The sequence below is a fragment of the Cyanothece sp. BG0011 genome, from assembly GCF_003013815.1.
In the GTDB taxonomy this organism is placed as follows: domain Bacteria; phylum Cyanobacteriota; class Cyanobacteriia; order Cyanobacteriales; family Microcystaceae; genus Crocosphaera.
On the sequence record NZ_PRLH01000106.1, the window covers coordinates 1 to 25,903 of the forward strand.

At 36.1% G+C, this 25,903-nt stretch carries 28 protein-coding genes, 1 pseudogene and 1 riboswitch; of the genes and pseudogenes, 15 read left to right on the forward strand and 14 right to left on the reverse strand.

The genetic code is table 11. The features are described from left to right. The 3 genes from C4E06_RS14250 to C4E06_RS27340 form a co-directional block, all read left to right on the forward strand. Window positions 1-179, forward strand: a 179-nt coding sequence (locus C4E06_RS14250; protein WP_157951157.1) for an FAD-dependent oxidoreductase, incomplete at its 5' end; no start/stop codon positions are given. A 10-nt stretch (window positions 180-189) separates the two neighbouring features. Then, the gene (locus C4E06_RS14255) at window positions 190-1,230 is read left to right on the forward strand and encodes a hemolysin family protein (protein ID WP_107668672.1); all 1,041 of its coding nucleotides are present in this window, start codon (window positions 190-192) and stop codon (window positions 1,228-1,230) included. 133 nt (window positions 1,231-1,363) lie between these two features. Continuing rightward, window positions 1,364-1,531: a hypothetical protein gene (locus C4E06_RS27340; protein ID WP_157951158.1), complete on the forward strand. Its 168-nt coding sequence runs from the start codon at window positions 1,364-1,366 to the stop codon at window positions 1,529-1,531. Window positions 1,532-1,584: 53 nt separating this feature from the next. On the opposite strand, the gene C4E06_RS14260 is transcribed toward C4E06_RS27340, so the two are convergent. The 6 genes from C4E06_RS14260 to C4E06_RS14285 form a co-directional block, all read right to left on the reverse strand. After that, window positions 1,585-2,286 carry a hypothetical protein gene (locus tag C4E06_RS14260; RefSeq protein ID WP_107668673.1) on the reverse strand — a complete coding sequence of 234 codons (702 nt, stop codon included), beginning with the start codon at window positions 2,284-2,286 and terminating at the stop codon, window positions 1,585-1,587. Window positions 2,287-2,334: 48 nt separating this feature from the next. Further along, window positions 2,335-5,418 (reverse strand): protein DpdH, encoded by a 3,084-nt coding sequence (dpdH, locus tag C4E06_RS14265; protein WP_107668674.1) that lies wholly within the window; start codon window positions 5,416-5,418, stop codon window positions 2,335-2,337. A gap of 95 nt (window positions 5,419-5,513) precedes the next feature. After that, window positions 5,514-6,401, reverse strand: a complete 888-nt coding sequence (dpdG, locus tag C4E06_RS14270) for a protein DpdG (RefSeq protein ID WP_107668675.1) — start codon at window positions 6,399-6,401, stop codon at window positions 5,514-5,516. Next, window positions 6,398-8,926, reverse strand: coding sequence for a protein DpdF (gene dpdF / locus C4E06_RS14275; RefSeq protein ID WP_107668676.1), 2,529 nt, complete (start codon window positions 8,924-8,926; stop codon window positions 6,398-6,400). The genes dpdG and dpdF overlap by 4 nt, the downstream gene beginning before the upstream one ends. A 58-nt stretch (window positions 8,927-8,984) precedes the next feature. Beyond that, complete coding sequence (gene dpdE / locus C4E06_RS14280; protein WP_107668677.1) at window positions 8,985-12,287, reverse strand: protein DpdE; 3,303 nt, start codon at window positions 12,285-12,287, stop codon at window positions 8,985-8,987. A gap of 95 nt (window positions 12,288-12,382) precedes the next feature. Further along, window positions 12,383-12,595: an RNA-binding S4 domain-containing protein gene (locus C4E06_RS14285; protein WP_107668678.1), complete on the reverse strand. Its 213-nt coding sequence runs from the start codon at window positions 12,593-12,595 to the stop codon at window positions 12,383-12,385. 102 nt (window positions 12,596-12,697) lie between these two features. Further along, window positions 12,698-12,793, forward strand: a riboswitch (TPP riboswitch). A gap of 7 nt (window positions 12,794-12,800) precedes the next feature. On the opposite strand from C4E06_RS14285, the gene thiC reads away from it, so the two are divergent. From thiC to C4E06_RS14330, 9 genes are all read left to right on the forward strand, one after another. Continuing rightward, window positions 12,801-14,180, forward strand: a complete 1,380-nt coding sequence (gene thiC / locus C4E06_RS14290; protein WP_107668679.1) for a phosphomethylpyrimidine synthase — start codon at window positions 12,801-12,803, stop codon at window positions 14,178-14,180. Between the two features lie 190 nt (window positions 14,181-14,370). Continuing rightward, window positions 14,371-15,564 (forward strand): FkbM family methyltransferase, encoded by a 1,194-nt coding sequence (locus C4E06_RS14295; RefSeq protein ID WP_107668680.1) that lies wholly within the window; start codon window positions 14,371-14,373, stop codon window positions 15,562-15,564. A gap of 291 nt (window positions 15,565-15,855) precedes the next feature. After that, window positions 15,856-16,368 (forward strand): protein kinase, encoded by a 513-nt coding sequence (locus C4E06_RS14300; protein WP_107668681.1) that lies wholly within the window; start codon window positions 15,856-15,858, stop codon window positions 16,366-16,368. A 70-nt stretch (window positions 16,369-16,438) separates the two neighbouring features. Next, a complete protein-coding gene (locus C4E06_RS14305; RefSeq protein WP_107668682.1) occupies window positions 16,439-16,624 on the forward strand; it encodes a hypothetical protein in 186 nt (61 codons plus the stop codon). Then, window positions 16,614-16,823: a hypothetical protein gene (locus C4E06_RS14310; protein ID WP_107668683.1), complete on the forward strand. Its 210-nt coding sequence runs from the start codon at window positions 16,614-16,616 to the stop codon at window positions 16,821-16,823. Before C4E06_RS14305 ends, C4E06_RS14310 begins: the two co-directional genes overlap by 11 nt. A 5-nt stretch (window positions 16,824-16,828) precedes the next feature. After that, window positions 16,829-17,089, forward strand: coding sequence for a hypothetical protein (locus tag C4E06_RS14315; RefSeq protein ID WP_107668684.1), 261 nt, complete (start codon window positions 16,829-16,831; stop codon window positions 17,087-17,089). Next, window positions 17,055-17,417 carry a type II toxin-antitoxin system PemK/MazF family toxin gene (locus C4E06_RS14320; RefSeq protein WP_198648691.1) on the forward strand — a complete coding sequence of 121 codons (363 nt, stop codon included), beginning with the start codon at window positions 17,055-17,057 and terminating at the stop codon, window positions 17,415-17,417. The genes C4E06_RS14315 and C4E06_RS14320 overlap by 35 nt, the downstream gene beginning before the upstream one ends. Window positions 17,418-17,685: 268 nt before the next feature. Further along, window positions 17,686-18,030, forward strand: coding sequence for a phasin family protein (locus tag C4E06_RS14325; RefSeq protein WP_107668686.1), 345 nt, complete (start codon window positions 17,686-17,688; stop codon window positions 18,028-18,030). Beyond that, complete coding sequence (locus C4E06_RS14330) at window positions 18,021-18,587, forward strand: FKBP-type peptidyl-prolyl cis-trans isomerase (protein WP_339377224.1); 567 nt, start codon at window positions 18,021-18,023, stop codon at window positions 18,585-18,587. Before C4E06_RS14325 ends, C4E06_RS14330 begins: the two co-directional genes overlap by 10 nt. Window positions 18,588-18,636: 49 nt before the next feature. Here the strand turns inward: C4E06_RS14330 and C4E06_RS14335 are convergent, their stop codons facing one another. Further along, the gene (locus tag C4E06_RS14335) at window positions 18,637-19,368 is read right to left on the reverse strand and encodes a sulfite exporter TauE/SafE family protein (protein WP_107668687.1); all 732 of its coding nucleotides are present in this window, start codon (window positions 19,366-19,368) and stop codon (window positions 18,637-18,639) included. Next, entirely contained in the window at window positions 19,361-20,026 is a 666-nt protein-coding gene (gene deoC, locus C4E06_RS14340; RefSeq protein WP_107668688.1) for a deoxyribose-phosphate aldolase, read from the reverse strand. Before deoC ends, C4E06_RS14335 begins: the two co-directional genes overlap by 8 nt. A 287-nt stretch (window positions 20,027-20,313) precedes the next feature. On the opposite strand from deoC, the gene C4E06_RS14345 reads away from it, so the two are divergent. Both C4E06_RS14345 and C4E06_RS14350 read left to right on the forward strand, forming a co-directional pair. Next, window positions 20,314-20,754, forward strand: coding sequence for a pentapeptide repeat-containing protein (locus C4E06_RS14345; RefSeq protein ID WP_107668694.1), 441 nt, complete (start codon window positions 20,314-20,316; stop codon window positions 20,752-20,754). A gap of 222 nt (window positions 20,755-20,976) precedes the next feature. Continuing rightward, entirely contained in the window at window positions 20,977-21,441 is a 465-nt protein-coding gene (locus tag C4E06_RS14350) for a VOC family protein (protein WP_107668689.1), read from the forward strand. Between the two features lies 1 nt (window position 21,442). Here C4E06_RS14350 and C4E06_RS14355 read toward each other — a convergent pair whose 3' ends face one another. The 5 genes and pseudogenes from C4E06_RS14355 to C4E06_RS14375 form a co-directional block, all read right to left on the reverse strand. Next, a complete protein-coding gene (locus C4E06_RS14355) occupies window positions 21,443-21,691 on the reverse strand; it encodes a hypothetical protein (RefSeq protein WP_107668690.1) in 249 nt (82 codons plus the stop codon). A 13-nt stretch (window positions 21,692-21,704) separates the two neighbouring features. Beyond that, entirely contained in the window at window positions 21,705-22,241 is a 537-nt protein-coding gene (locus C4E06_RS14360) for an NYN domain-containing protein (protein ID WP_035798230.1), read from the reverse strand. A 143-nt stretch (window positions 22,242-22,384) separates the two neighbouring features. After that, window positions 22,385-22,786 (reverse strand): annotated as a pseudogene (locus C4E06_RS14365) (sulfurtransferase); the annotation flags it as partial. Between the two features lie 538 nt (window positions 22,787-23,324). Beyond that, a complete protein-coding gene (gene queF, locus C4E06_RS14370) occupies window positions 23,325-23,723 on the reverse strand; it encodes a preQ(1) synthase (RefSeq protein ID WP_107668691.1) in 399 nt (132 codons plus the stop codon). Window positions 23,724-23,784: 61 nt separating this feature from the next. Continuing rightward, entirely contained in the window at window positions 23,785-25,077 is a 1,293-nt protein-coding gene (locus C4E06_RS14375) for a HAMP domain-containing sensor histidine kinase (RefSeq protein WP_107668692.1), read from the reverse strand. Window positions 25,078-25,315: 238 nt separating this feature from the next. On the opposite strand from C4E06_RS14375, the gene C4E06_RS14380 reads away from it, so the two are divergent. Continuing rightward, window positions 25,316-25,639, forward strand: a complete 324-nt coding sequence (locus C4E06_RS14380; protein WP_008273172.1) for a DUF3155 domain-containing protein — start codon at window positions 25,316-25,318, stop codon at window positions 25,637-25,639. An 80-nt stretch (window positions 25,640-25,719) separates the two neighbouring features. Here C4E06_RS14380 and C4E06_RS14385 read toward each other — a convergent pair. Continuing rightward, on the reverse strand, window positions 25,720-25,903 hold a 184-nt coding region (locus C4E06_RS14385; RefSeq protein WP_157951159.1), incomplete at its 5' end, for a cofactor assembly of complex C subunit B.

Here is a 25,903-nt window from a genome sequence, read left to right on the forward strand (position 1 = left end):
TTATAAACAGTTGGTCAGGAAAACGTCCTCGGCCGAATGGAGAACCAGCCCCTATTATTAAAGAAGTTCCTAACTATCCTCATGTTTTATTAGCTACTGGTCATTATCGTAATGGGGTTTTATTAGCTCCTGCAACTGCTTTGATGATTCGGGATAAAATTATAGAAAATTGTATTTAATCAAATTGTTATGTTAAACATTATCTTTGTCGTTTTAATTGTTTTGATTGGATCAGGAATTTGTTCCTGTGCAGAAACAGCATTATTTTCAGTTTCACGAGTCAGGGTTAAACAATTAGCTCACTCTAAAAAACCAGCAGCAGTTGTTTTACAGTCAATTCGTAGCAAGATGAATCGTCCAATTGCTACCATTGTTATCCTCAATAATATCTTTAATATTGTAGGAAGTATTGTTATCGGAAGTTTAGCAGCCGAGGTTTTAGGGGATGCTTGGTTAGGTCTATTTTCTAGTGTTTTAACTTTCTTGATTATTGTTTGTGCTGAAATTATTCCTAAAACTATTGGGGAACGATATTCTGAACCTATTGCTTTAACTATTGCAATTCCTGTGCAATTTTTGACAGTGATTTTTACCCCTTTAGTTTGGTTAATGGAACAAATTACTTCACCTTTTACCCAACGACGAAAGTTACCAACCACCAACGAAGCAGAAATCCGTTTTTTAACTATGATTGGTTATAAAGAAGGGGTAATCGAAGATGATGAAGCAGAGATGATTCAACGGGTTTTTCAACTAAATGACTTAACCGCTGCAGAGTTGATGACTCCGAGGGTAATTGTTACTTTTTTAGAAGGTAATTCGACGTTAATTGAGTCTCAAGATGAAATTATTACTTCTGAACATACTCGTATTTTAGTTATTGAAGAATCGGTAGACCAAGTGGTAGGATATTGTCTAAAAGATGAACTCCTAGCAGCTATTATTAGAGGCAAAGGCCATCAAAAAGTTAATCAGTTACTTCGTCAAGTTCATTATGTTCCTGAAACCATTAAAGCTGATAAATTACTGAAGACATTTCAAGATAATCGTGAACATTTAATGGTGGTTTTAGATGAATATGGAGGGGTTGCAGGAGTGGTAACCTTAGAGGATGTTTTAGAAGTATTAACAGGAGAAATTGTTGATGAAACCGATCGCATTATTGACTTACAAGAAATTGCTAGAAAAAAACGTAAAGTTTTATTGAATTCAAGAGGGGTCGAGACTTAATGTTTTGTAACGTCAGAAAAACTTATCTATCTAACAAGAAAATTAAACGTTAGTCTCCTTTATCTTTTCCAAAATATCGGGGATAATGTGATTAAGAATCAAAAGAGATTAGAAAAGCAATCGGGTTTTATCTATGGAAATGAGCGATCTCCAATTGTGGTTAATGTTAGGGTTAAATAGTTTATTTTGCTTGTTAGTTCCTCGGCTTTTGACAACTCAATGGTTAACCTTATTGTCTACAAAAAATAAGTCTTCTGTCACTGTAACTCAAGAAACCTCATCACTGTTAACCTTTCGTTAATTTTGTTGTAATTAAGAATACCCCAACTTCTAGAATTGGGGTAACTCAGTCCTTTAATTCAAGCGAATTCGTAGTGCATTGGTCAGATGATGCTCTTTAATCCAAGCGTCAACAGTAGGAGTTAATTGGTTTAAGAATGCTCCTGTATTACTACCTGCTGCTTGGAGAAACCTTAAAACTTCATCGGGAACATTTTCAGCATTTAATGTATTCCAAGTCTCATTTAATTGTTGAATTAAGTTCTCGATGTGGTCAAATTCTTCTTTATATTTGGGGAAGTTTTCTGAGGAAATCTGTCTTTCTAACTGATAAATTCTATGAATGGTTGGTTTAAATTCATTAATTTGATCCAATATATTGAGTAATTCAGGGTTGGTACTAGGAAGTTTTCGTTTTAAATAGTTTTGCCAAGTTTCTAATAGTTGTTTTTCTATGGTAGAAGTTAATCCCTTAATACTAGATTTATATTTAGCACTTTCAAAGTTTTTTATTATCCATTCAGGATCTTGTTGATATTCTTTGATAGTTAATTGTACTAAATATAATAAATTTTTGACAACTGGTTCATAATCTCCTTGAATTAGTCCTTTGTTTTCAAATAAACGTAAGGGTTCAACAATTTCCAAAATTTGTTGATAATATTCTTTGATTTGTTCTTCTCTTGACTTAAATCCTTGTTGATTTTTTGCATATTTTTGTAGGTCTATTTTTTGTTGAGATAATTTAATGAGTTGTTTAGATTTTTCTAGTAGCATAATTTTGTCCTCTTTGTTTTGTAATTGATAGAAATTGATAATTAATGATTAGAAGTCACGAATTTCAATGAGGAATTTTTCGAATTCAAGTAAATTCTTTTCGATTGATTGGGTAATAGTGTCAATTGAGTTTCCATTTTCTCCTGATGTTAATCGATTAATTTCATCTTCAACTGAGTTTAAAGACTGATCTAAAAACTTATTACTTTCTTCTAGAAATTGACTAGAAACTGCTATCACTTCACTATAGTTTTCACTTAATAGAGAAAGTAGTTTGTTAGAAGAACTATTTGATAATTCTTTTTCTGTTTTTACTTTTGCCATTATTTCAAGATAATTAGTTAATCTTTTTTTGTTAAAATTAACGACAATTTCCTCTAATTTTTCTGCACTTCTTTGTCCATAAACTCCTGCTTCTCTTGCTTTTTCTATAGCATCTTTGATTGAATCAACAACGTCTTTTTTATTGACATTTTCTCCCAATTCTGCTATCAATTCTTGATAAATAGCAAGTTGGCGATCGCTTTCTTCTTCTATTGCTTTAGGTAACAATTCATCCACTTTATTTCGTACTTTTTGGATGACTTCATATTCTTTGTTTAAATCATCAGGAATATCACATTGAGGTATCCAATTTTTACGAACTGCTTTCAGGGGTTTAAGAATTTGTACAGTATCAATAATTTGAAAGGTTTTTACACTGCCTTTTGTACAACCAATATAACTGTTTAAAATCTCCATTAATTTATTTTTATTGCTCTTAAAAACTTTATGTAATGCTTTCCAAGATGAACTACGATTATTATCATCAAGTTCGGGAATATCTAGGAATAAAGAGTTAATTGATGCTTCAATGGACGTATTAGGAAGTCCAGAGAGTTGAGAAGCGATCGCTAGGAGTTCAACGGTTGCAGGAACAGGGTCCCAGAGTTCTCCTGAGATACGAGGTCGACGACGAATCTGTTCTAAAATGTAGTTACTCCAGCGATCTAAGTGTTTTATATAGGTTCGGAAATAGCGATCGCCGTCTTCAAAGTTCCAGTGTTTATAGTGATTAAACAGTAGTATTCCTTGAAAAGCAATGGCCGTTTCTCGAAATTCGTTATCATCATCTGGGTTAAGAGGAAGTTGTAACATAATTCCTGAATAATTAGCCCCTTCTCCTCTCATTCTGGGACTATAAACTTGAACATTACGTTGTTTAAAGACAGAACTATTACTGGCAAAACTACCTTTAATTAGCATTTCTGTGTCCCACTCAATATGTTCACAAACCGCAGGATAAACAAACTCACGGATATCCTTTTCTACCTCAAGAGGGAGAATTCCTTGATTATTCCAGTTATCTAAAATATTGAGTTTTTCTGCTAATTTATCGGGTATTTCTGGTTTTTTTGAACTATCCGAAGAAACTTCATAGGTTGTGGTTGTTTCTTTAACCACAGAGGTTATCTTTGTTTCAATGACTTCGACTCCCAAAGGAGGAAGATTAAAAGCGGTATGAACTTCAGGAGAAAAGTCACATATTTTATCGCTATCTGTCCATAAATCTATCAATGTTTGACGACGTTGGGAATGTATAGGATCTTTACTTTTTATATCATCTTGAATAATAGCACTTAAGCGCATTTTTCCGAAATGTTCTCGCAGTGAAAGAGAAGGAAAAGAACCGTTTTGTATGTCTTCAATTGAATTTTCTAGGGTATATTTTATAACATCTTTCAGCAGAATACGGGGATTAAAATTATCAGGATTAACCCGTTTTCTCATTTGTTGTAATGCGATGGGAGTAAAGGGATAAAGTCCCATTCCATTAATATTTCCAAACCCTTGATGACAGTTTTGACGGTGTTGACAGTCTTCACAAAAGTTAGGAATTTCTGTATTATTTTCATCATTTTTGTAGTCTTCTAACCATTTTTTTAAATCACTGTCTTGATGACGAACAGCGTTTAAATATCTGGCCACCATTTGTTGAATATCTGCTTCTGTAACTAGAGAATGATCACTAATTTCTCCTACATCTAAACTTACTTTAAAAGTGACCCTTTGTTGAATCGTATCAAAGCTTTGAATTAAACCATTAAAATAACCTGTTGTACAAGCTAAAGCAGTACGAATAGCGCATAAAGGTTGACTGGTTGCTTGTTGGGGTCTCGCTAAAACTGATTCTAAAACTTCCCTATCTATCCCCTGTAATTTAGCAAAATCTTCAATTAATAAAACTAATTCAATTCCTTTTTTATATAAGGTTTCTCTGACTTCTCTCATTAGTATTTGTAAGTCTTCTTTTCCTAAGTTTAAAACCTTGGTTATTGCTTCATCTAAATGTTGATTTAACCAGTTTACTGTTGCTTTTTTAAAGTCCTCATCACTAACAAGAAAACTATAGAAGTCTCTAGCTTCTTCTCCAGCTTTCTCTAAATCTAAAATAGATGAAGGAAGATCCTCTACTTTGAATTGTCTTCTTTCTTCTACATTTTCAACGGTATTTTGATAACCTAACGTATGGGTAACAAGACGATGAATAATCCCTTCATCTTTTAACCAATACTCTTTACGAAAATAGGGATCATATAAAATAGAATCTAAACTCTCTATTAGATATTCTTCTTCTTCTGTTAATTGACTATGATCTCTTCTTTCATTATCTCCTACTGCGACAGCTAATTGATTAAGTAATTGTTTCCTTGCTTCTGTTTCCGTTAAACTACTAGATGATTGAATTAAACGTTTACGATATTCATCAAATTTTTCATCTTCTAATTCAGGAATATTTAAAATCATCCCAATAATATCTTTTAAGTTAGTTCCAAGTTTGGGAATTAATAAAACTTTGCGTTTTTCTGTTGATTGAATATTAGCAGCTAACCAACGGATTAAATGAGATTTTCCGGTTCCTGATTGTCCTAAAATGGGAACAAAAGCAAAATCATCCGGTTGTAAAAAGTCGTTTAAACAGTCTTCTTCTGTATAACTTATTTCATCATCTCCTTGAATTGATTCACTTTTTTTCATCTTCAAAGGATGATGAGTTGCTAAGAAAATATGGTCTTCTGGTTGTATTGCTTCTATATTAAGAATAGGTTGAATATTTTCTCTTTTCCAGCAAACATAATTGTGAAAAGTCATGATGTTGATTCCTTATTTAAGTGGTGTGTGAGGATAAAATAGGGTTAACTTGTAGAGACGTTGTATACAACGCCTCTACAGGGGATCAAAATAAATTAATTATTGAAACCCTGAAAAATAACGTGAGAAACTCGACTACTATCATCGATTTTATTTTGCGCTTTAGGTAATAGCATTAAGTCTCCATCGGACTCTCGAATTAATTGAATATACCCTTGATCTTGTAGTCGAAATAAAGCAAATGCAGTAGAAGTTGATAAATAATTGGTTTCTCTTTTGCCAATATTTGCTTCAATTTTATCTCGAAAATGTCCCGTTTCAAAGAGAGGACATTTTTTAGCAAGACGAGAAATAAATTCTCTCAAAGATACTTTTTCTTCTATTTCATTGAATAAGTTATTAAGATTTCTTTTGATATAAACCGTTGGATCGGGAACCAGTATCCGCTTTTTATCTAACCCATGTCCCCATGCTAAACCGAGATAACACATCCAATCATCCATTTGACCATAGAGGGTGCTATTTGTCATTTTTAGTCCCAAAGTTTGGTCAACTTTTTGATCATGTACAGCTTGTTCTACTTTTTCCCAAGTATTAGGAGGATCATAAATATTTTGCGCTAAAAACCAAGCACAAACCCTCCCAAAATCTTCATCATATTCATTATTTGAACCAAAGAAAAGAGCAGTTAATGTATTCGGTAGTTCTAACTCTACTGTTTTTTTATTCCTAACTTTTTCAGATAGATCACTATTGATAGAAATCTCGTTATTTTGCTCTTTTAATAGCTGACATTTAATCGCTTCTATTAAAGAATATTCAAACATAGGTCTTTCTGATGGTTTATTTTTAACTAACTCATCAGGAGAAACCATCTTACCAAAGACTTCTTTTTTTTCTTTTTGTTGTTTAGTATTCAGTAAATAACGATAAATTCCCTGAAAACGACTAGGGGTGGCTAAAGGTTGTTTTAAAACACTCATAAATTCATCTCCTTGCAAAAAACATTAAGGTTAAAACCACGTCCATTAAACACATTAATTAGAAGGCGATCGCTTCTATTAGGATCTTTGGTATTATGGGGTAATAAAATAATGTGAGGTACACTAAATTTATTAGCATTGAGATACTTTTTAGGAAGACTTTGGTTAGGAGGATGATAAATAACAGTGGGAACAGGATACATTTTAATGGGTTGAAATTCATCATAAAGAAAGATAACTTTATTGTTAGGTACAGAGATATTTAAAGGAATAGTAGAAACAAAATTGTTAACTCCCTGATCAATCAACCATTGTATTAATTTATTTAACTCGTTTGTCTGAGAAACATCATAGAAAATCAAGAGTAAGTTATCATTTTTTAGAATATTACTTAACTTATTGCCTAGAGAATAATCACAGGTTTTCCAAATAGGAGAAGGATGGGGCATAATAGAAGCAAAAGGCTGCTTCTGCTGTTGACGACACCAAGGACAACCCCCACAAGCAGGGGAAACAGTAATACTTTTTCTCCGTTTTGGTTCATTTTTCCCTGGAATAGTATAAGCTTCTTGAAAAATCGCTGATAAACAACGTTTAGGATGTTCCCATAACGCTTCTTTCATCAAAGCTAAGTTAAGGGTGTTTTCTTGGCGACGTTTTTCACGAATAGGTTCAACATAATTTTCCCAGGTTTCAGTTTTTAAGTGAAATTCATTTTTTATACGAATAATACGGGAATTTTGATGATTTTCATAAGCTTTTTTATATTCTGCTTCTGAAGAGTAGTCGTGACGCTGTGGGGGTTGTCTCCAGTCCATTTCTATTAACCCTGCTTGACTCATGAGGGTAAGGGTTCGACTGTTCCAGTTGCGGTTTTGTTGACTATTCATATCAATATCTTCGTCAGACATTGAGGGAGGAACCTGTAAAGAAACACGATATAACCCTGATGATTCCTTTATTTTGCCATTAAACATACTCTCCCACCGTTGCAGTCCTCTTTCTAAGGTAATACTCCGCCTTTCGTTTAAAGATCCTGCAATCTTGTAGTCATCCTTGGTGTAAAGGGTCAAAGAAATGGACGCTTTCCCGTCTCGTCCCCCTCTCCCCACTTCCTGATAAAAGCGATCGATGGTTTCAGGGATACAAACGTGGATCACCGAACGAACATCTTGCTGGTCCACCCCTAACCCAAACGCAGAGGTGGCCACCACTATGTCGATGCTTTTCTCTCTCCACTGTTGGATCAGTTGCGATCGCTTTTTTGTGGGGGTTTCTCCCGTCATCACTGCAAACCGTCTTAACCCTGCATTTGTTAATAAGTCACCCCATCTATAGACATCATCTTTGGTGGAACCGTAGATGATAATAGGTCTTGGTAGATGATAAATCGCTTCTAATAGTCTGTTTTGTCGTTCTATCTCAGTTTCACACCGCTTAAACCAGTAAGACGGTTCCGGACGCAGTTGAACCGCCGAAAGGGTTTGAAACTCTCCAGGTTCTCCAAATAGGGTTTCTAAGGTGTCTAAACAAGATTCTGTGAGGGTAGCAGTGAGTAAAACCGTTTTAAAAGAAGTATAACGGAGTAAATCTCGTCTTAAACCTGGAATTTCCTGAAAAGCAGGGCGAAACTCTTCCCCCCACTGTTCCACCATGTGGACTTCATCGATGACAAAATAACGTAAGTAACCCCGTTTTGCAGCTTGGTATAAACAGGCAGATAAGGAGTAAATCAGGCTTTCTGGGGAAGTAAAGACGATGCGCTGTGTTCCTTGACGAATACGTTGACGCATCTCCCTACGCCTGTGTTTTCCTGCCTCAGACTCATCTCCATAATAGGCAGTAGGATGGGAAAGATGGGCAGATAAGGCCCTTTCTTGGTCCAAGGCCAAAGCTGTGGTAGGGACAACAATAACCGTCACACCTCCTTGTATTGAGGCTAAAAGTGCCGGAAGTTGGGCGCATAGGCTTTTTCCTGCCCCTGTGGGTAGGTTTATGACGGTTGTCGACTTCTCAGGGGCTGTTAATACCGCTTTTATCGCTTCTCTCTGTCCAATGCTGCGATAATCATCTAATCCCACTAAGGAGAGAAAGCGATCGCCAGATATAGGAGTATAGTTGCGTCGTTTTTCTTCAGCAAATACGGATGTTTCGAGAGTTTCCGTGTAATTTAACCATTTAGACTGCCATTTTTGGGCGTAAATAAGTAAATAATCGTTATTTTCTTTTAAAATAGCGATTCCACATCGTTCCCAAAGGGTTTTGTCATCGGGATAAGGATAATAACGGGGAACTTTCAGGGTTTGAGGGGTTCCCCCATTGATGTCTTCGTCTTCTCGTCTCAGAAAATGACGTATCAAAGCAACTAACTCTATAGGAGTGGGTTCGTTGTCTGTTTCTACTGTCTTTAATGCGTTAAATAAACGTTGATGACAGGGTTCTTTGAATTTAGAATTATCGGGTAGTCTTTTACCCCATTTTCCTACTTCAATTAACTGTTTTAGATGGTCAAATGTATCCGTCATGGTGTGAGTAATATTTTAAGTTAATCATAATTTTAAAAAGTTAGGGTTAGAGAACAATTTATGGATCAGATTGAACAGGAGAACGTCCAGAAACGATAATAAATCCCACTGCATCTAATTTAAAAGAAGGCTGAGAAATTGCCTTGACAAAAGCTTCTTGTAATGCTGTTTCTAGTTGCAATTCATCCCATAATTTTGGTTGAGGAAAACGGGAGTAACGAGACTGTAGTTGATGCACCCTATTCCTTAACTTTACTGTAGCAGACTCTGTTTCCTTCTGACACATTCCAACGAAACATGAAGACTCTTTCAGTAATTTTTCTGATGTTTTTCTTGCTTTGTAACAGAAGGTTTGCCATTGACTGGGATCGATGAATTCATCTAAGATAGGTAGCTTATTTTTAGCTAAGTTGTAGTCACGGTTTTCTTCTCCTTTTCGGTAATAAGGACGTTTTAAAAGGTGTAACAAGTTTTCATCGGTTACTGTATCAAAGTTTTGATCTAAAAAGATAGTTTCAACCCTTGGAGGAAATAAAGCATCCCCTTGACGTTGTAAAGCTTTTTGGTTAATTTGATAAGCAGTAAATTCTTGTAAAATTGAATTAATTTCCTGCCAGTTTATTTCAATTAAATAATCAAAACGAAACCCTAACCATTCTTCTCCTTCTTCACAACTCCAAGCAATATCTTTTCGCCACATAGCAAAGGTTTTTCCTCGATCATCCCAGTTTAAATAATCAGCTAATTTATCCATTAATGGTTGTCCAATGCGATAGAGATGCACCCCTGTATATTTATTAGCTATACGACGGTTATAAACCCCCTCAAACTGTGTTTGTCCTGCAAAATAAGTTTTTAACTCTTGAGGAGATACTAAGGTGTTTCTCGTTGGTTGATAGTGTCTTACATCATAGAGATTATTATCATAAACTTGTTTAAATCTTAAGGCGTTACATAACCAACCTTCCACAACTTTTTCTAGGGTTTTATGTTTGTCATCATAACTTTCTAACCTGTTAAAATAATCTGAAGATGTTTGAGAAAGGCTATCTATTTCATTAAGGGCATTTTCTTCGCTTATCTTGATTTTTTCTTCATCAATTTCTTCTATAATAACACTGAGATTATCTCTGATACCATCAGCCCCCAATTTAAATAACCACTCTTCTATTTCAGATAATTTTACATCAATATAAAATTGTAAACTAGCAACAGATTGATTAAAAATATTAAACCCTTCATTAAGCAGTTGATACCAAGCATCAGATAAACTATCATCAGTATCAATTCCTGCTAGTAACCAACTAATTACTTTAATTTTACCTCCAATTCTATCTATTCTACCTAATCTTTGTTCTAGTTGATTAGGTGATAAAGGCAAGTCAAAATGAATAACCCCATCAACAAACTGCAAGTTTTTTCCTTCCTCTCCTGATTTATCTGCAACCAGAATAAAACATTGATTACTGTTTTTAAACTTATTCAAATTGTTTTCAATGGTTTCTTTACTATCTTCTATCCTATGACTAACCACAGCATCTTTACCAAATTTATCTACTAAATAATTGATAATAGTTGTAGCAGTTAAGGAGAAACTGGTGAAAATAATTAGCTTAGGAAACTTGTCTTGGATAAAAGGTCGATTAATTCTTTGTTTAACTCGATATTCTAGTTTATCTAAGTCGGCTTTAAAGGATTGTAAATCTAGAATATCAGCCAAGTAATAGAGGATAATAAGTTTTAATAACTCTAACCTATCTCCGTCTTCTGAAGGAGTTTTTAAGATGTTTAATATAGACTCTAAAATGCCTTTCTCTTCTTCAAATAGAGGAGTTTCTCTTAAAATATTATAATCTCTTTCTCCTATATCTTTAATTAAAGAAGAATTAACAAAACTAACCTCATTTAACCGAGTTTCAACAACCGCTTGTAAAACCCCCAACCAACTATTACTACTACGAAACAGTAAAGAAAAAATACGTTGATAACTAACATCATGAGGTGCAGTAATACGCCATTCATCTAACAATTCATGAATAGCATACATACGCTCATCTAAATCATATTCTAATTTAGGAACAGCATTACGGTCAAAAATAACATCCTCAACCGTAGCACGACGGTTACGCAACATTCGGCGATGTAATCGGTAAGTATCACTAATATAAGTCCGAATTACCCTAATTTGTTCATTTACTCTCTCTTCATCCTTAACTTGCATAGACGTTTCTAACTCATCTATCCAGGTTAAAAGGGTTTTATCTTCCTTAAACAGAGTTTTTAGCTTACTAACCGTTTTTTTCAGACGAAAACCTCCGATTCCCTCCTTAAACGATAATAAAAGCCGTCCTATGTCTTGTCGCTTCTCTATTTTCGCCTTAAAACCATCAAGATCCTCTAAATCATAGCTAGTGGGATCTAAGAGGTGTAACATGGCTAAAAAGTCTTTCTCATGGTGTAAAACAGGAGTAGCAGACAAAAGCAGTAATTTTTCCGCTTTATGGGCTAATTTTCGGCAGGTTTCAAAATAGGAACGTTTAGTCAGATCCTCAGATGTAGCCATAGCTGCGATGTGGTGTGCTTCATCTATAATGAGAAAATGATAGTTATCAGATAATTTATCTAACTTTTTACTGTCTTCTGTCGAAATAAGCTTAATCCTGTCCCAAAAATCCCCTAAATAAAACTTTGATTCTAACTCTTGTTGCCATTGGTAATAAAGAGGAGAAGGAACTAAGATTAAACCTTTCTCTGTGGGGTTATCCAGAAGAAATTGTCTTAAAATTGCGCCAGCTTCGACAGTTTTGCCTAAACCTACCTCATCAGTGAGTAAATAGCGTTGTATGGGATCTTCTAACACCCGACGGATGACTTCCACTTGATGGGGAAATAATTCAATATTGGCCGATAATAACCCTGTCATCCCTCGACTAATGGCCCGTTGTTCTATTATTGTCTTAAGCAAAGGGCTGCGTAAACTATGAAAATAAGGGGTTTCTTGTCCTTTTATGGCTAAGATATGAATAGGATCTGCAATGGGTTGATGACAACGCACATAAATTTGGGCTTCTGAGGCAAAAATAGTGTTACTATTAGGTAGATCCACTTGATATTTCTGTCTTTCTTCATCCCAGGCATAAATACGACCCATTTGCCACGTTTCAGTTTCGTCATGATAGAGATAACATCGGGTTTGACGAGACAGTGTGACGTGACGTAAAGAAGAAAGAGAGAGGGTTTGGGTGATGGGTTGTCCTAAAGTCGAGAAATATTCAACCGTTGCTAATGCTTGTTCAATCTTCGTTAATTTTCCAATTCCTAACCTATTTTCAGTAGAACGTACTAAGGACCCTAGTGCCATGCTTTTGTGTTATTAGTGAGTTACACTTAGGGTTCCCATCTCTAAGGTTAAAGTAACGGGGCGATCGCTTATTTTGATTAAAAGTACCCCATTAATTAAAGATTAACTTCATAATTCTGACCATTAAAGGTAACACGATCTCCACTGGTTAATTGTCGTCCCCGTCTTGTTTCGATACAACCATTTACCATGACTTCTCCCCCTTGAATTCTTATTTTTGCTTCGCCACCACTTTGGACTAAGTTTTGCCATTTCATAAACTGGCCTAATCTAATCATATTTGAAGACTTTTTGTCGGTATTGGTCATATTAAAATATTATCTTGGGATTTTATCACTATCACCTCCCTATTTTACTTGACCAGGTTGGTATCGGTTTTATCAAGCAAGTTAGACTAATGCTAAAATATGATACATAGCTAGGGGTGTCTGTGGAATAAGGCTGAGAAAGACCCTTAGAACCTGAGACTGGGTAATACCAGCGTAGGGAAGCTGTTTATAGAGGAATCAAAGTATGAGAACACAATGGGTTGCCAAGCGACGGGGACAAAGTAATGTCTCTCAGATGTATTATGCCCGTCAAGGCATTATTACTGAAGAAATGGACTACGTTGCCAAACGGGAAAGCCTACCCCCCGAATTAATTCGCGAAGAAGTGGCACGGGGACGGATGATTATCCCCGCCAACATCAACCATACTAACTTAGAACCAATGTGTATTGGCATTGCTTCTAAGTGTAAGGTCAATGCCAATATTGGTGCTTCTCCTAACTCATCTAACCTAGATGAAGAAGTGGCTAAACTCAATCTAGCCGTTAAATATGGTGCTGATACCGTCATGGACCTATCCACCGGTGGAGGAGACTTAGACAGTATTCGTAGTGCTGTCATTAAAGCGTCTCCTGTCCCTATCGGTACGGTTCCCATTTATCAAGCGTTAGAAAGCGTCCACGGCAACATCGAAAACCTCACAGGGGATGATTTTCTACATATTATCGAAAAACACGCTCAACAAGGGGTGGACTATATGACCATCCATGCCGGTATTTTAATCGAACACCTGCCCTTAGTGAGAAGTCGTTTAACCGGTATTGTCTCTCGTGGGGGTGGTATTATTGCCCGTTGGATGTTACACCATCATAAGCAAAACCCCCTTTATACCCATTTTGATGAAATTATCGAAATATTCAAGAAATATGATGTTTCCTTTAGCTTAGGGGACTCCTTACGTCCGGGTTGTACCCATGATGCCTCTGATGAGGCCCAACTGGCCGAGTTGAAAACCTTGGGACAACTCACCCGTCGCGCTTGGGAACATGATGTACAGGTGATGGTCGAAGGACCGGGCCACGTACCCATGGATCAAATTGAGTTTAACGTGAAAAAGCAGATGGAAGAGTGTTCGGAAGCACCTTTCTATGTGTTAGGTCCTTTGGTGACAGATATTGCTCCAGGTTATGATCATATTACCTCGGCGATCGGTGCGGCCATGGCCGGTTGGTATGGCACAGCCATGTTATGTTATGTCACTCCCAAAGAGCATTTAGGGTTGCCGGATGCAGAAGACGTGAGAAATGGCTTAATTGCTTATAAAATAGCGGCACACGCCGCCGATATTGCCCGTCATCGTCCAGGGGCCAGAGATAGAGATGATGAACTGTCGAAAGCGCGTTATAATTTCGATTGGAATCGTCAGTTTGAGCTATCTTTAGATCCGGAGCGGGCGAAAGAATATCATGATGAAACCTTGCCGGCCGATATTTACAAAACGGCTGAATTTTGTTCGATGTGCGGACCTAAATTCTGTCCCATGCAAACAAAAGTAGATGCGGATGCGTTGACAGAGTTAGAAAAATTCTTAGCTCAAAAAGATCGAGAAAAAGTGGTTCAATAATACAACAAACTGCTGACAACCCTCAGCAGTTCAAGATAGTATCTAGGGTATAAATAAACTCCTGTTAAGGATTATCTTAACAGGAGTTTTTAAAGAAACAGTTTTTATAACACCATTAAATTTAGGGTAGATTCTGTGTTAAGATAAACTAATTCTCAATAATAGTTTAATTAACAAGTAGATTATTAATATGGTTAAACAATTTCTCCCCACTCAGTTAAAAAATCAACTTAAAAAAGCATTGGGTATTAGAGGAATTCATGATAGAATTAACCATCTTGAATCTATTTTACAACAAGAACAAGCATTCAAAATTATTGAACTTAACGACAAAATTAATCGACTAGAAAATACGGTAGCACAACATCAGCAAGAAGTAAAAAGATTACAGGAACTCTATAAATATTCGGTACTCAAAGAAGTTGATCTAATTCGTTACTATGGTTCTCTTTATTTCTGGTACACCCAAGACATTTCTTATCAGTGGATTTCTCGTTCCCCTGAACCTTTAGTCATTAAAAATTATACACCAACGGCTGAAGACTTTAACCAATCTTATCTTAATAGCGGTGATATATTACAAGATTACAATCAATTATCATTAAATGATCCTCATCTTCATGAATATGAATTAAAGCACATTCTTTTTTTACATTTGTGGCTCAATGATATTGATTTTGTCTTTATTGATATTGGGGCGAATTACGGAAATACCGCTATCCCTGCCGCTAAATTTTTTAAAAAATATGGTCAAAAAAATCCTATTATTTCCTTTGAACCCGGTTTTGTTTACGAACTCTTTCAACACAACACTAAAATCAATCAAGTTTCTGATATTATTCAACCCGAAAAAATTGCCATTAGTGACAAAAATTATCCCCTAGTGATTAAAAGTATGTCAGAGCATTCAGAATGCAATAGTGTTCAGGATCTGCGTCAATTTTATCCTGACTTACAGTTAGCTTCGTGTCAGGTGGTAGAAAGTGCAAGACTTGAAGACTATATTAAACAACAGCAAATTACTTCTCCTTTATTGGTTAAAATTGATGCTGAAGGCAGTGACTTTCAAGTTTTAGAAGGAATGAAAAGCTTACTCAATAATGGAGTAGTGATGCTGATCTTAGAATATGATCCCAAGTATTTGAATCGGTTTATCCCATCAGAGAAAATTCTAGAGGATCTGAGTCAAGATTATCTATTATTTAATATGAGAACCCTTGATCAAAATGCCCGATGGCAATTCAGTAAAATTGAAAATAGCATCAATTCATTAAAAACCTTTTCTCAAGCAGTTCTTAAGTCTCCTGCCGGTTGGACTGATATTTTAGCGATTAGTAAACGTCTACCCAATTTAGACAAATTAATTGAACGAATGCTCGGTTAAAGTCTTTTGACTCTATGACTGCAGTTGGCGATCGCTGACTAACAAAATCTATAGTACGTTTTTGGATAGAAAACGCCTAACATATCTTCGATTTTTATAATAACACATTTTTGATTATTTTTTTCGGGGTATACTATACTCGATTTTGTGAGTCAAAAAATGCCACATCTAAAGAAAACATTAAGATTTTTGGTTAAAAATAAAAAATGTCTGGGAACCTTGATATTACTCAATTTTGGGGAAAAAATGCCTACAATGGAGGGTAACTATTAAAGTTTCGCTCTATTTGTCATGACAGGTTGGAATGCTGGACACCAGTTAGATAATGGTCGCTATACCATTGAAAAAGCAATAGGGGACGGGGGTTTTGGCTTAACTTATTTAGGTCAGGATAGTAAAGGAAATGATGTGGTTATTAAGACCATTAATGAAGAAGAAATTCCTAAAAATTTTCTGGATAAAATTCGTAGAGATTTTGCTGACGAAGCGATTAATTTAGCAAAATGTCATAGTTTTCCTCATATTGTTAATTGTATTGGTTTCGTTCCGGATAGTCGTTTTCCTTGTATTGTCATGGAGTATATTCCTGGGGACAATATTGAGGATTTGATGAAGAAAAAAGGAACATTATTAGAAGCAGAAGCATTAACATATATTCGACAGGTTGCTGAGGGTTTAAAAGGGGTTCATGGGATAGGAATATTTAAACAACGAACCATTAAACACATACCATTGTTAAACCCATTAAACCCACCTCACAGATTAAACTCACCCAACCATGAAACCTATTCCCCAAGATTATAACCAAAATATAAACATTGGGCATAATACTATTATGCCCCTACAAAGTTGAATGCAACACCTGTAAAAATTAATGATTCCCACCCCCGAACAAATGTTATCTTGTATAAGGATGTGTCAAACCTTATCTAATTTTTACCTAGATATTCATCTTTTTCGTTATGATCAACAAAGAAAAGAGATTTATATCATCGCAGGTGACACCATAAACCTCATTATTGATGCACAAAGAAACTGGGAATTTGACAATGAACCATAAACCTGACTTTTATCAAATATCTCCTCAAGAATTACGACAATATGTGCTTTCCCATCGAGAAGATAACGAAGCATTAAGAATTTATATGGATAGAATGCGAAGTGAACCCGGAGTAACTAGAGTAACAGGAACAAACAGCGATGAGGATATGCAAAAATTAGAAGACTTACTTAAACAATCATCAAAAAAACAAAATTAAATCCTATGTTAAACAGTGTAACAGGAACCTATATTAATGGTGAGATAAAGCTCAATGAATATCCCCCTAATATTAAAGAAGGAACAGCAGTTATTGTAACATTTGTTTCTGATGACGATATTAATTTATCATCCCAAGGAATAAGTGAAGAAGATGCTCAAAAATTGCGAAATCATTTAACAACGTTTGCTGATGATTGGAATAGTCCAGAAATGAGTATCTATGATAATTATGAACAAAACAAAGCTAACCTTGAAACGCTGTGACGTTGTACTGGTACTATTTCCTAATTCTGATTTAAAGACCGCAAAAACAAGACCTGCTGTTATTATACAAGCTGATAATCTCAATACAGGTTTATCTCAAGTAATTATAGCTATGATAACCAGTAATATGTCCCGTGCAAATCATCCTAGTCGTGTTACTATTTTACTCAATTCTTTACTAGGAAAAAACTCAGGGTTATTAAGTGACTCAGTAGTAATGACCGATAATCTAGCAACTGTTGAAACAGCCGCTATTTATCGTATTATTGGTTACTTACCCGATGAAAAAATCGATAAAGCATTAAAATATACTTTATCCTTGTCGTGAATATTATTGTGAAAATCTTGGATCACTGACCCATGAATCATTTACCTTCATTCACAATCTAGGAAAACAATCTAGTAGACGCAGTATTTTTCCATAATAACTTTCTATTTTTAGAGTAACACAGTTTTTGGAGAAAAGCAACAAGCGATCGCAGATTAATAAAACCGACAGATTGTAGGGGTTTAATACCATGAAACCCTCCTAAAGATTAAGCTCAATTATTTGCTAGATTAAGAAAGAAGATAAAATAACCCCAAAAGTTACTATTATGAAAGAAGATAGAAACAACAGAAACGATACTGACTGGATTAAACAGCTAGTTCTCATGGGCATTGGTACAACCTCACTAGCCGCCGAAAAATTAAAAGAAGTCAGCGAAGAATGGGTCAAAGAAGGTAAAATTAACCCAGATCAGGCCCAGGGTTTCGTCGACGATATCATGGACCAGATCAAAACCGGTCAAGGTAACTTTGAAAACAACATGGAACGTCAACTACGTAATATGTTGCGAGACTTAGGGGTTCCCCGTCAAAATGAAATGGATGAGTTACGCGGGAGAATCGATCGCTTAGAACGACAAGTTAGGGACTTAGAAAACAAATTATGGCGTTAAAGACAGTTAGTAAAGGGAAAAAACGATCCATGCGGGAAATTCTCATTAGTTTCGGGATTATTGCTGCTTTTAGTTTATTGTTACTGTTTAGTTTTATTTTTGGTAACTCCAACAAAGAAACGGCCATGGCCTCGGAAAATACCCCCGACATCACCAAAGATACCTTAATGGCTTTAAATATCAATAATAAAGAAATCACCGATATGGACCTAGAAAACGCTGTTACCACCGAGTCTGGCCTCAAATATATCGATGTTAAAGAAGGAGACGGAGAAAGTCCAACCCAGGGACAAACGGTTACCGTCCACTACACCGGAACCCTGGAAAATGGCAAAAAGTTTGACAGTTCCCGCGATCGCAACCAACCCTTTTCTTTTAAAATTGGTGTCGGACAAGTGATCAAGGGATGGGATGAAGGCGTCGCTTCGATGAAAGTCGGTGGACAACGCATCTTAATCATTCCTTCTGACTTGGGTTATGGTACCAGGGGTGCCGGTCGTGTCATTCCCCCCAATGCAACCTTAATCTTTGATGTGGAATTATTAGGGGTTAAATAAGTCCCTCAACACTATTAAATGTAGGGTGGGCAATGCCCACCTTATGAGGTTAATGATCGGTCAAGATAACTTTAATAATTAACTGTGACCCTGCTATAACTAATACCATTAAAACTAATTTACGAAACAATAATAAATTAACTCTACTAGATAAAAAGAATCCTAAAACTAAACCCATAAAAATAATTGGAATGTTTCTCAGAAACAGTTGCAGAACTTCTGGGGTAAAATTCCCTTGTAAAAAATGATTAATTAAAACAATAATCACATTACAAAAAAAGAAGAAATTCAAATTACTTTTAAACTGTTCGGGTGTCCAGCGGCAACAACTCCCGTAAATAACAATCGGAGGCCCCCCCGTATTATAAGCCCCTGATAATAAGCCTGAGAAAAAAGCAAAGCCGTAACCCCAGTTCTGGGAACGAATCATCGGTAAGGGTAACTCTAAAAGGGAGTAGATAGCATATCCTAACACCACGATTCCTAAAAGCATTAACATAACCGTTTGATTAAGATGCTTCAGGAAATAAACCCCAAAAGGAATGGCTAAACTCGAAGCAATAATTAATCCTAAAATTGCTCTGACTTCTAACTTTTTTCGATAATAAAGAGAGATAATCAATAACGTTAATAAAGCAATTAAATTCATTAACGGTGAAGCCACCCTAACATTAATCATTAAGGTTAGTAAAGGCATCACCACTAACCCCAACCCAAACCCAGAAAGACTTTGAATAAATACCCCTAATAAGATAATCAATGAAATGAAAAGATTATCCATTTTGACTCTGAACTAAAGCCACTCCATGAGACGTTCCTAAACGGGTTGCCCCTGCTTCGATGAAAGCATAAGCTTGTTCTAAGGTTTTGATGCCCCCTGATGCTTTAATGCCGACTCTACCTTGAGATATATTATTAAGAAAACGCACATCAGACACTGTTGCCCCCCCAAACCATCCGCTACTGGTTTTGAGATAGTTTGCCCCTGCATCCATACAAATTTCTGCTGCTAAACGCTTTTCTGTATCCGTTAATAAATTGGTTTCTAAAATCACTTTAATCGTTTGTCCCGTCGCTTCACAAATAGCTGAAATTTCATTATAAATGGCTTCAGAATTTCCTGCTTTAATCTGTCCTAAATTAAGCATAACATCCAGTTCTGTGGCACCATTTTCTGTGGCTTCTTGGGCTTCATATAGTTTCACAGCGGACGTATTTGCCCCTGTGGGAAAGCCGATAACCGTACAAACTGCAATCTTTTGATTATGAAGTAATTTAACCGCTTGGGACACTGCACTAGGATAAATACAAATGGTAGGAAAGCCAAAATATTGCGCTTCATTACAACATTTTTCTATGTCTTCTGGGGTTGCAGTGGGTTTGAGTAAGGAATGATCAATATAAGTCGCAATATCGATACTGACATCTTTTTCTATCATCTGAATCTTCCTATATTTAAGTTGATTAACAAATTCTAAAACAGAAAATACCTAATCCTGAAAAAGCTTTGTTTTTTTTTATGTTTAAAGGTATTTAATATTAATTATTTTATCAATTTTAAAAAATCAATTTATCAAACTTCGAGGGGATGTCAACCGTAAATTCTCGTAAAAAAAAGTAAAAAAATATGATAAATTTAGCCTTTAATTTTGGGAACCCACTATTGACCAATTCCGTCAATATTTTCATAATAGGCTATTATCAATTTATTTGGTGGAGACAAGCCATGAAATCGTCAATTCTTGCCATTGTCGGACTGCTTAGCCCTTTCTTATTAACCCAGGAAGTCCAAGCAGCTAATCCTGATCATATCGAACAGTTATTATCAACCAGAGAATGTCAAGGTTGTGACTTATCTGGGGCTGATCTAACCGCTGCCCATTTAATCGGGGTGGACTTACGAGATGCTAACCTAGAAGGAGCTATTCTGGTCGAAGCTAACCTCGAAGGGGCAGACCTTACCGGTGCTAACTTAGAAGGAGCCAACCTTACTGCTTCTATGTTAACCAATGCTAGTCTTAATGATAGCATTCTCGACAACGTTAACCTGACTAAAGCGATGGTTTATGATGTTGATGTCGCTGGCGCATCTATGATCGCTTTAACCATCGATGAGGCACAAATTTTCCACACGGGAATTAGTGTAGGGGGAGCGTCACCGAAATAGTTAATTAATCTGTCTTTAGTTGTTGTTTGATGTCTCTTATCTCCTCCACATTTTTCTAAGTTTAGGCGATCATAAGAAAGTGAATAGATATCTTATAGGAGTGAGAAAGGCTATCTAGATGAATTAGTATGAGCAAGATGTCTCTTAAACTAGCATCCAGTAGGGTGCAACTTAAAAAGAATTCGTTATCATAGAAGTTATCGTTATCTTGTCTCGTTTTTTATGGCAGTTCAACCCACTCAGACCAATCAAGGATTAAATATCGGCACCTTAAAACGAGTTCATCATATTGCTTTGAATGTGAAAAATATGACAGCGTCTCGTCACTTTTATGGTAATATTTTGGGACTCCATGAATTAACCGGTGATGAGGTGCCTAGTACCTTAAAAGAGTTAGTTGCCCAAGGAAAAGTGGCGAATTTTATTACCCCTGATGGTTTGATTTTAGACTTGTTTGGGGAACCTGATTTATTACCTCCCAATGATGATCCTAAACAACAATTTACCAGAGCCAATCATTTAGCTTTTCATATCGATGCTGACTTATTTGATCACGCTGTAGAAGTCTTAAAAAAGAATCAGGTGATCATCGATCACGGTCCGGTTAGTCGCCCCACAGGAAGAGGAATTTATTTTTATGATCCCGATGGTTTCATGGTAGAAATTCGCTGCGATCCGACTTCATAATTTAATTCAATCCTAAAATAAATTTAAGGGATAAACTAATTAAAATTGATTGTAAAATTAATACTAGTAAGACACCGACGGCAGCCAACCAAAAATACCGTCGAATTAAACCAATTAATCCTCTAATTACGGCTCTAGCAATAGTTCGCTCTAAGCCCTCATTTGTCATGACTTTATAGATGATTTTTTCGACTTCATCATCAACTTTTCTGGCGATGGTTTTTCTACGTTTCTGCTTGGGAGACTCCATAATAATCCGTCAGTCAGTAATCTTGCTTTTCTATACTATCTTTAATATCATTTAAGTCAATATAACGATCCGTAGCATTTCGTAATTCCCTAGCAATCATCCCTTCCGTAGAAACAACCGTAATATGGGTATTTTTTGACCGTAATAATTCAATGGCCCGTTCAAAATCTCCATCTCCACTAAACAGAATAACGCGATCGTATTGCTCAACCGTATTAAACATATCTACGACAATTTCAATATCAAGATTAGCTTTTTGAGAATATCTTCCTGAAGTATCATCATAATATTCTTTTAAAATTTTAGTTCTTACCGTATATCCTAAGCTAATTAAGGCATCACGAAACCCTCTTTGATCTTGAGAATCTTTTAAACCGGTGTACCAAAAAGCATTAATTAAAGAAACATGAGGATCATTGGTAAAATAGTCTAGAACTCGCCTAGGATCAAAAAACCAGCCATTTTTTTGTTGTGCATAGAACATATTATTGCCATCAACAAATATAGAAAGACGCTCTTTCTGACACATACAAGTATTCGTAGCATCCATAAAATTAAGACCTAAGTATAAATAGAAAAAAAGAAATAGATAAGTAGCTTAATTGTTTAAATTAATAAGGTTACTTAACTAAAATTTTACCTTAAAAGTTTACCAGTTTGTAGGATAGATTCTATTTAAGTGAATCTAAGGAATTAATTTTCAACTAGGTAGGAACACCAATCACTCCAACCCCCAGGATATAATTTTGCTCCCTTCATTCCCACTGATTCCATTGATAAAAGATTGACACAAGCAGTGACCCCTGAACCGCAATAAACGATGATCTCTTCAGACCCCGAAAAATCGTCCCATAAGCCTTTTTGTTCAGCTTCAGGTAGAATAAACCCTTTTTCATCAGTAACACGCTTCCAAGGAGAATTAACTGCCCCTTGAATATGGCCGGCAATGGGATCGATGGGTTCTCGTTCTCCTCTATAGCGATCGCTGTCTCGTGAGTCGATGACAATAACGTTGGATCGGTCTTTGCGTTGTTTGAGGGTGTCAATATCGACGATCCAATCAGTGCGGGGTTGGGGGAGAAAATGCCCTGCTTTTATGCTCAATAAAATGAATGAGAAGTGATAATTTTTCTAGGGGTTGAACTAAGATATAATTTAGGAACAATCAAGCCAAATGGGAAGCATTAAACTCACATCTTGCATCTTGTTTAAAATTGGCTAGTAGTGAAAGGGTGTGGGGTGTAGGGTGTAGGGTGTAGGGGTTTATTTTGACTCTAACTGTCTGAGAATTGATTGTTTTTGTTTTTCTATTGAGTTAATTTGTAAGGCGTGCAAGATGTCAGTTAAAGGAAAAACATAACCTATGAAAATATTAATTGATACTAATATTATTGTTGATGTTGCTCTTCAGCGTCAACTTTAATTAAAACAGCTTCGCTGTCTAATAAAAAAGGGTGGGTTACGATGGATGATTATGTTCTTATTATCTCAATTTCTGTTAGTATGGCTACACAGTTTCGTAGGGGTCAACGGCCGTTGACCCCTACCATATCCCCATCGGTAGTCCAATTTGATGAAAATGTTATTATAACCTAGATTAAACTGGTCTAACCCACCCTACCGTTTTTATGTTTTAATTATCTTTTTTATGATGCACTTCAACCACAGTATGAACATTCCCTCTCGGATTAAAATCACCCTTTAATGTTACTTCTAAAGGGTCACAAGCTGCCACAAAATCATCTAAAATTTGGTTAACAGACTCCTCATGGGAAATATAGCGATCGCGGTAACGATTAATATACAATTTAATGGCTTTTAACTCTACAACTTTTTCATTCGGTACATAAGTTAAATGTAAGGTTGCAAAGTCAGGATATCCCGAAAATGGACATTTACAAGTAAACTCTGGTAAGGTAATATTAATGGTATAATAACGACCAATACGAGGATTAGGAAAGGTAATTAATTTCCCTTCTTCAATTTCCCGTTCTCCATATTTCAGGGTTGAACTATCAGCAGTTTGAGTCATAGTAAGAACTTAAATCAATTTATTACCTTTAATATAACAGTGATCAGTGACCATTGACCAGTTAATGATTAAGTAGCCACAGGATAAACCGAGTTCCTGTATTATTTTCTAAATGAATAGGACTAGACAACTCAATTAATCCTCCCATTTGTGTTACTAATTCTTTAACAATAGCTAACCCTAAACCACTGCCATCAATCTGACTATTTTCTTGAATTCCTCGATAATGTCGCTCAAAAATACGTTTTTGATCTTCGATGGGAATACCATAACCCGTATCTTCAATTAAAATTCCTTGATATTGTTGCTCATTAATCACTTTAGATAAGCCCAATTTTATCTTGACTTCCCCAAATTTAGGAGTATATTTAATACTATTATCAATTAAATTACTCAATACTTCTCTTAAGGCTGATTTATTCCCCAGTACCGCATCTAAATGATCAGACTTTTCTACTTGTAAATCAATCCCTTTATTCTCAGCAATAGACGCAGCAGACATGATCACCGTTTCTAAGATATCCCAAACCTTAATGGGACTTAATTCTAACCCATTAGATGGGGGTAAAGAGGGAGATAAGCTATCAGGAATCGCCACAGGATCGCTATTTAATGTAATAATATCCGTCTCATCTACCATCCCCTTTTGATGACTTTCAAACTCCTTAATTAATTCTTGCAAATGCTCCCCTTCTCGTACTATATTATTAACAATAGAACGACTCTGCTCGTCTGCGCCTAAACCCTTAAGTAATAACTTACCAAACACCTTTAAAGCAGTTAAGGGGTTGCGTAACTGATGAAATAAATCATCCAGGCGATCGCGTTGTTGTTGTTGCTCTAATTTTTGTTGTTGCAGTTGTTTTTGATACCACCCTTGACGTTGATCTAATAACCGTGCAATGGCTAATGTATCAGCTATTTTTGCCACCTGATTAAATTCCTCTGGTTTCCAGGGAACAGTATCTCGTCGCGTGACTAACACCCCTAAGACCACTTCTTGATAAACCAACGGTAACACGATCTGATAATCTTTTGAATCAATGGGTTCATTTTCTGGGATAATTAATGAGCGACTCAGATCCCTCGGCAAAGACGTGGACAGGTTAGATAAAGTTACCTCCTCTTTTCCCTCTGTCAACTCAATTTGTCTATCTGATGATCTTTCTGCTGTTTCTTTCAAAGGATAGATCACCACAGGAATTAAGTTAACCGCTTGTCCTTGTTCTTCTGAGGTTAAATACACGCCACTCCAGTCTGCTTGTAACGTATTCCCTAACAGCATCACTTGAGATTGACATAAAGCGATAAAATCTTGACTGGGATTGGGTAGGCTGGCAGTAGCAGAAAACATAACGCAATAAAAAAGATTATATTAACTTTTGTAACAAAAAATAAACTTTTGTAACATCAGACCAGAGGATGAAGTTGATATAAGTGGCTCAATTGAAAGCATGGTCTCGTTTAGAGAAGATTATGAAAATTAAAGAATTATGTAAGCAATGCTTGATTTTTCAAAATTAAACAGATATAATGACCTCGGATTTTGTAACTATGACTACAGTGTGTAGTCGAAACAGGAGGTAAACGGGTTGGCAAGAAAGCGCAAACGTAAAAGTCGTCGTCGCCAGGAAGGCCGGAAAATTCTCGAGCTTGTACCCCAGTATAATATCGAAAGCGGCGAAGATAAACCAGTTACTGCCGCTAGGAAATATATCCATGAAATTGGGATACAACCGCCGGCCTTACTTATTGTAAGACGAAATGAACACACCACAGATAGATATTTTTGGGCAGAGAAAGGTTTATTCGGTGCACAATACGTTGAAGAAAACCATTTTCTCTTCCCTAGTCTCAAAGAATACCAGCCACAGGTGCCAAAAGCACAAACAAAGACTCCTGCTGTCACTGGTTAACGACGACTAAACCAAGCAAAAAAACGACCGAATCCCCCACCACCATTTAGGGGGATTTTTATTCGCTTGATTATTATATCTCAATTGGCTGATTTTAGTGGAAAATTTTGTTTTAATTGGATCACTTCATCCCGATGAGCCGTTAAGGTCAACAGACTCCCTGGCTGTGATCCTTGCTCACTAAGACTTTCAAGGGACAAAGACACCCTTTCTACGCGGCCAGCTTTTTTCCAATAAAAAAGACCCGCTACGGGAGACAAAAGT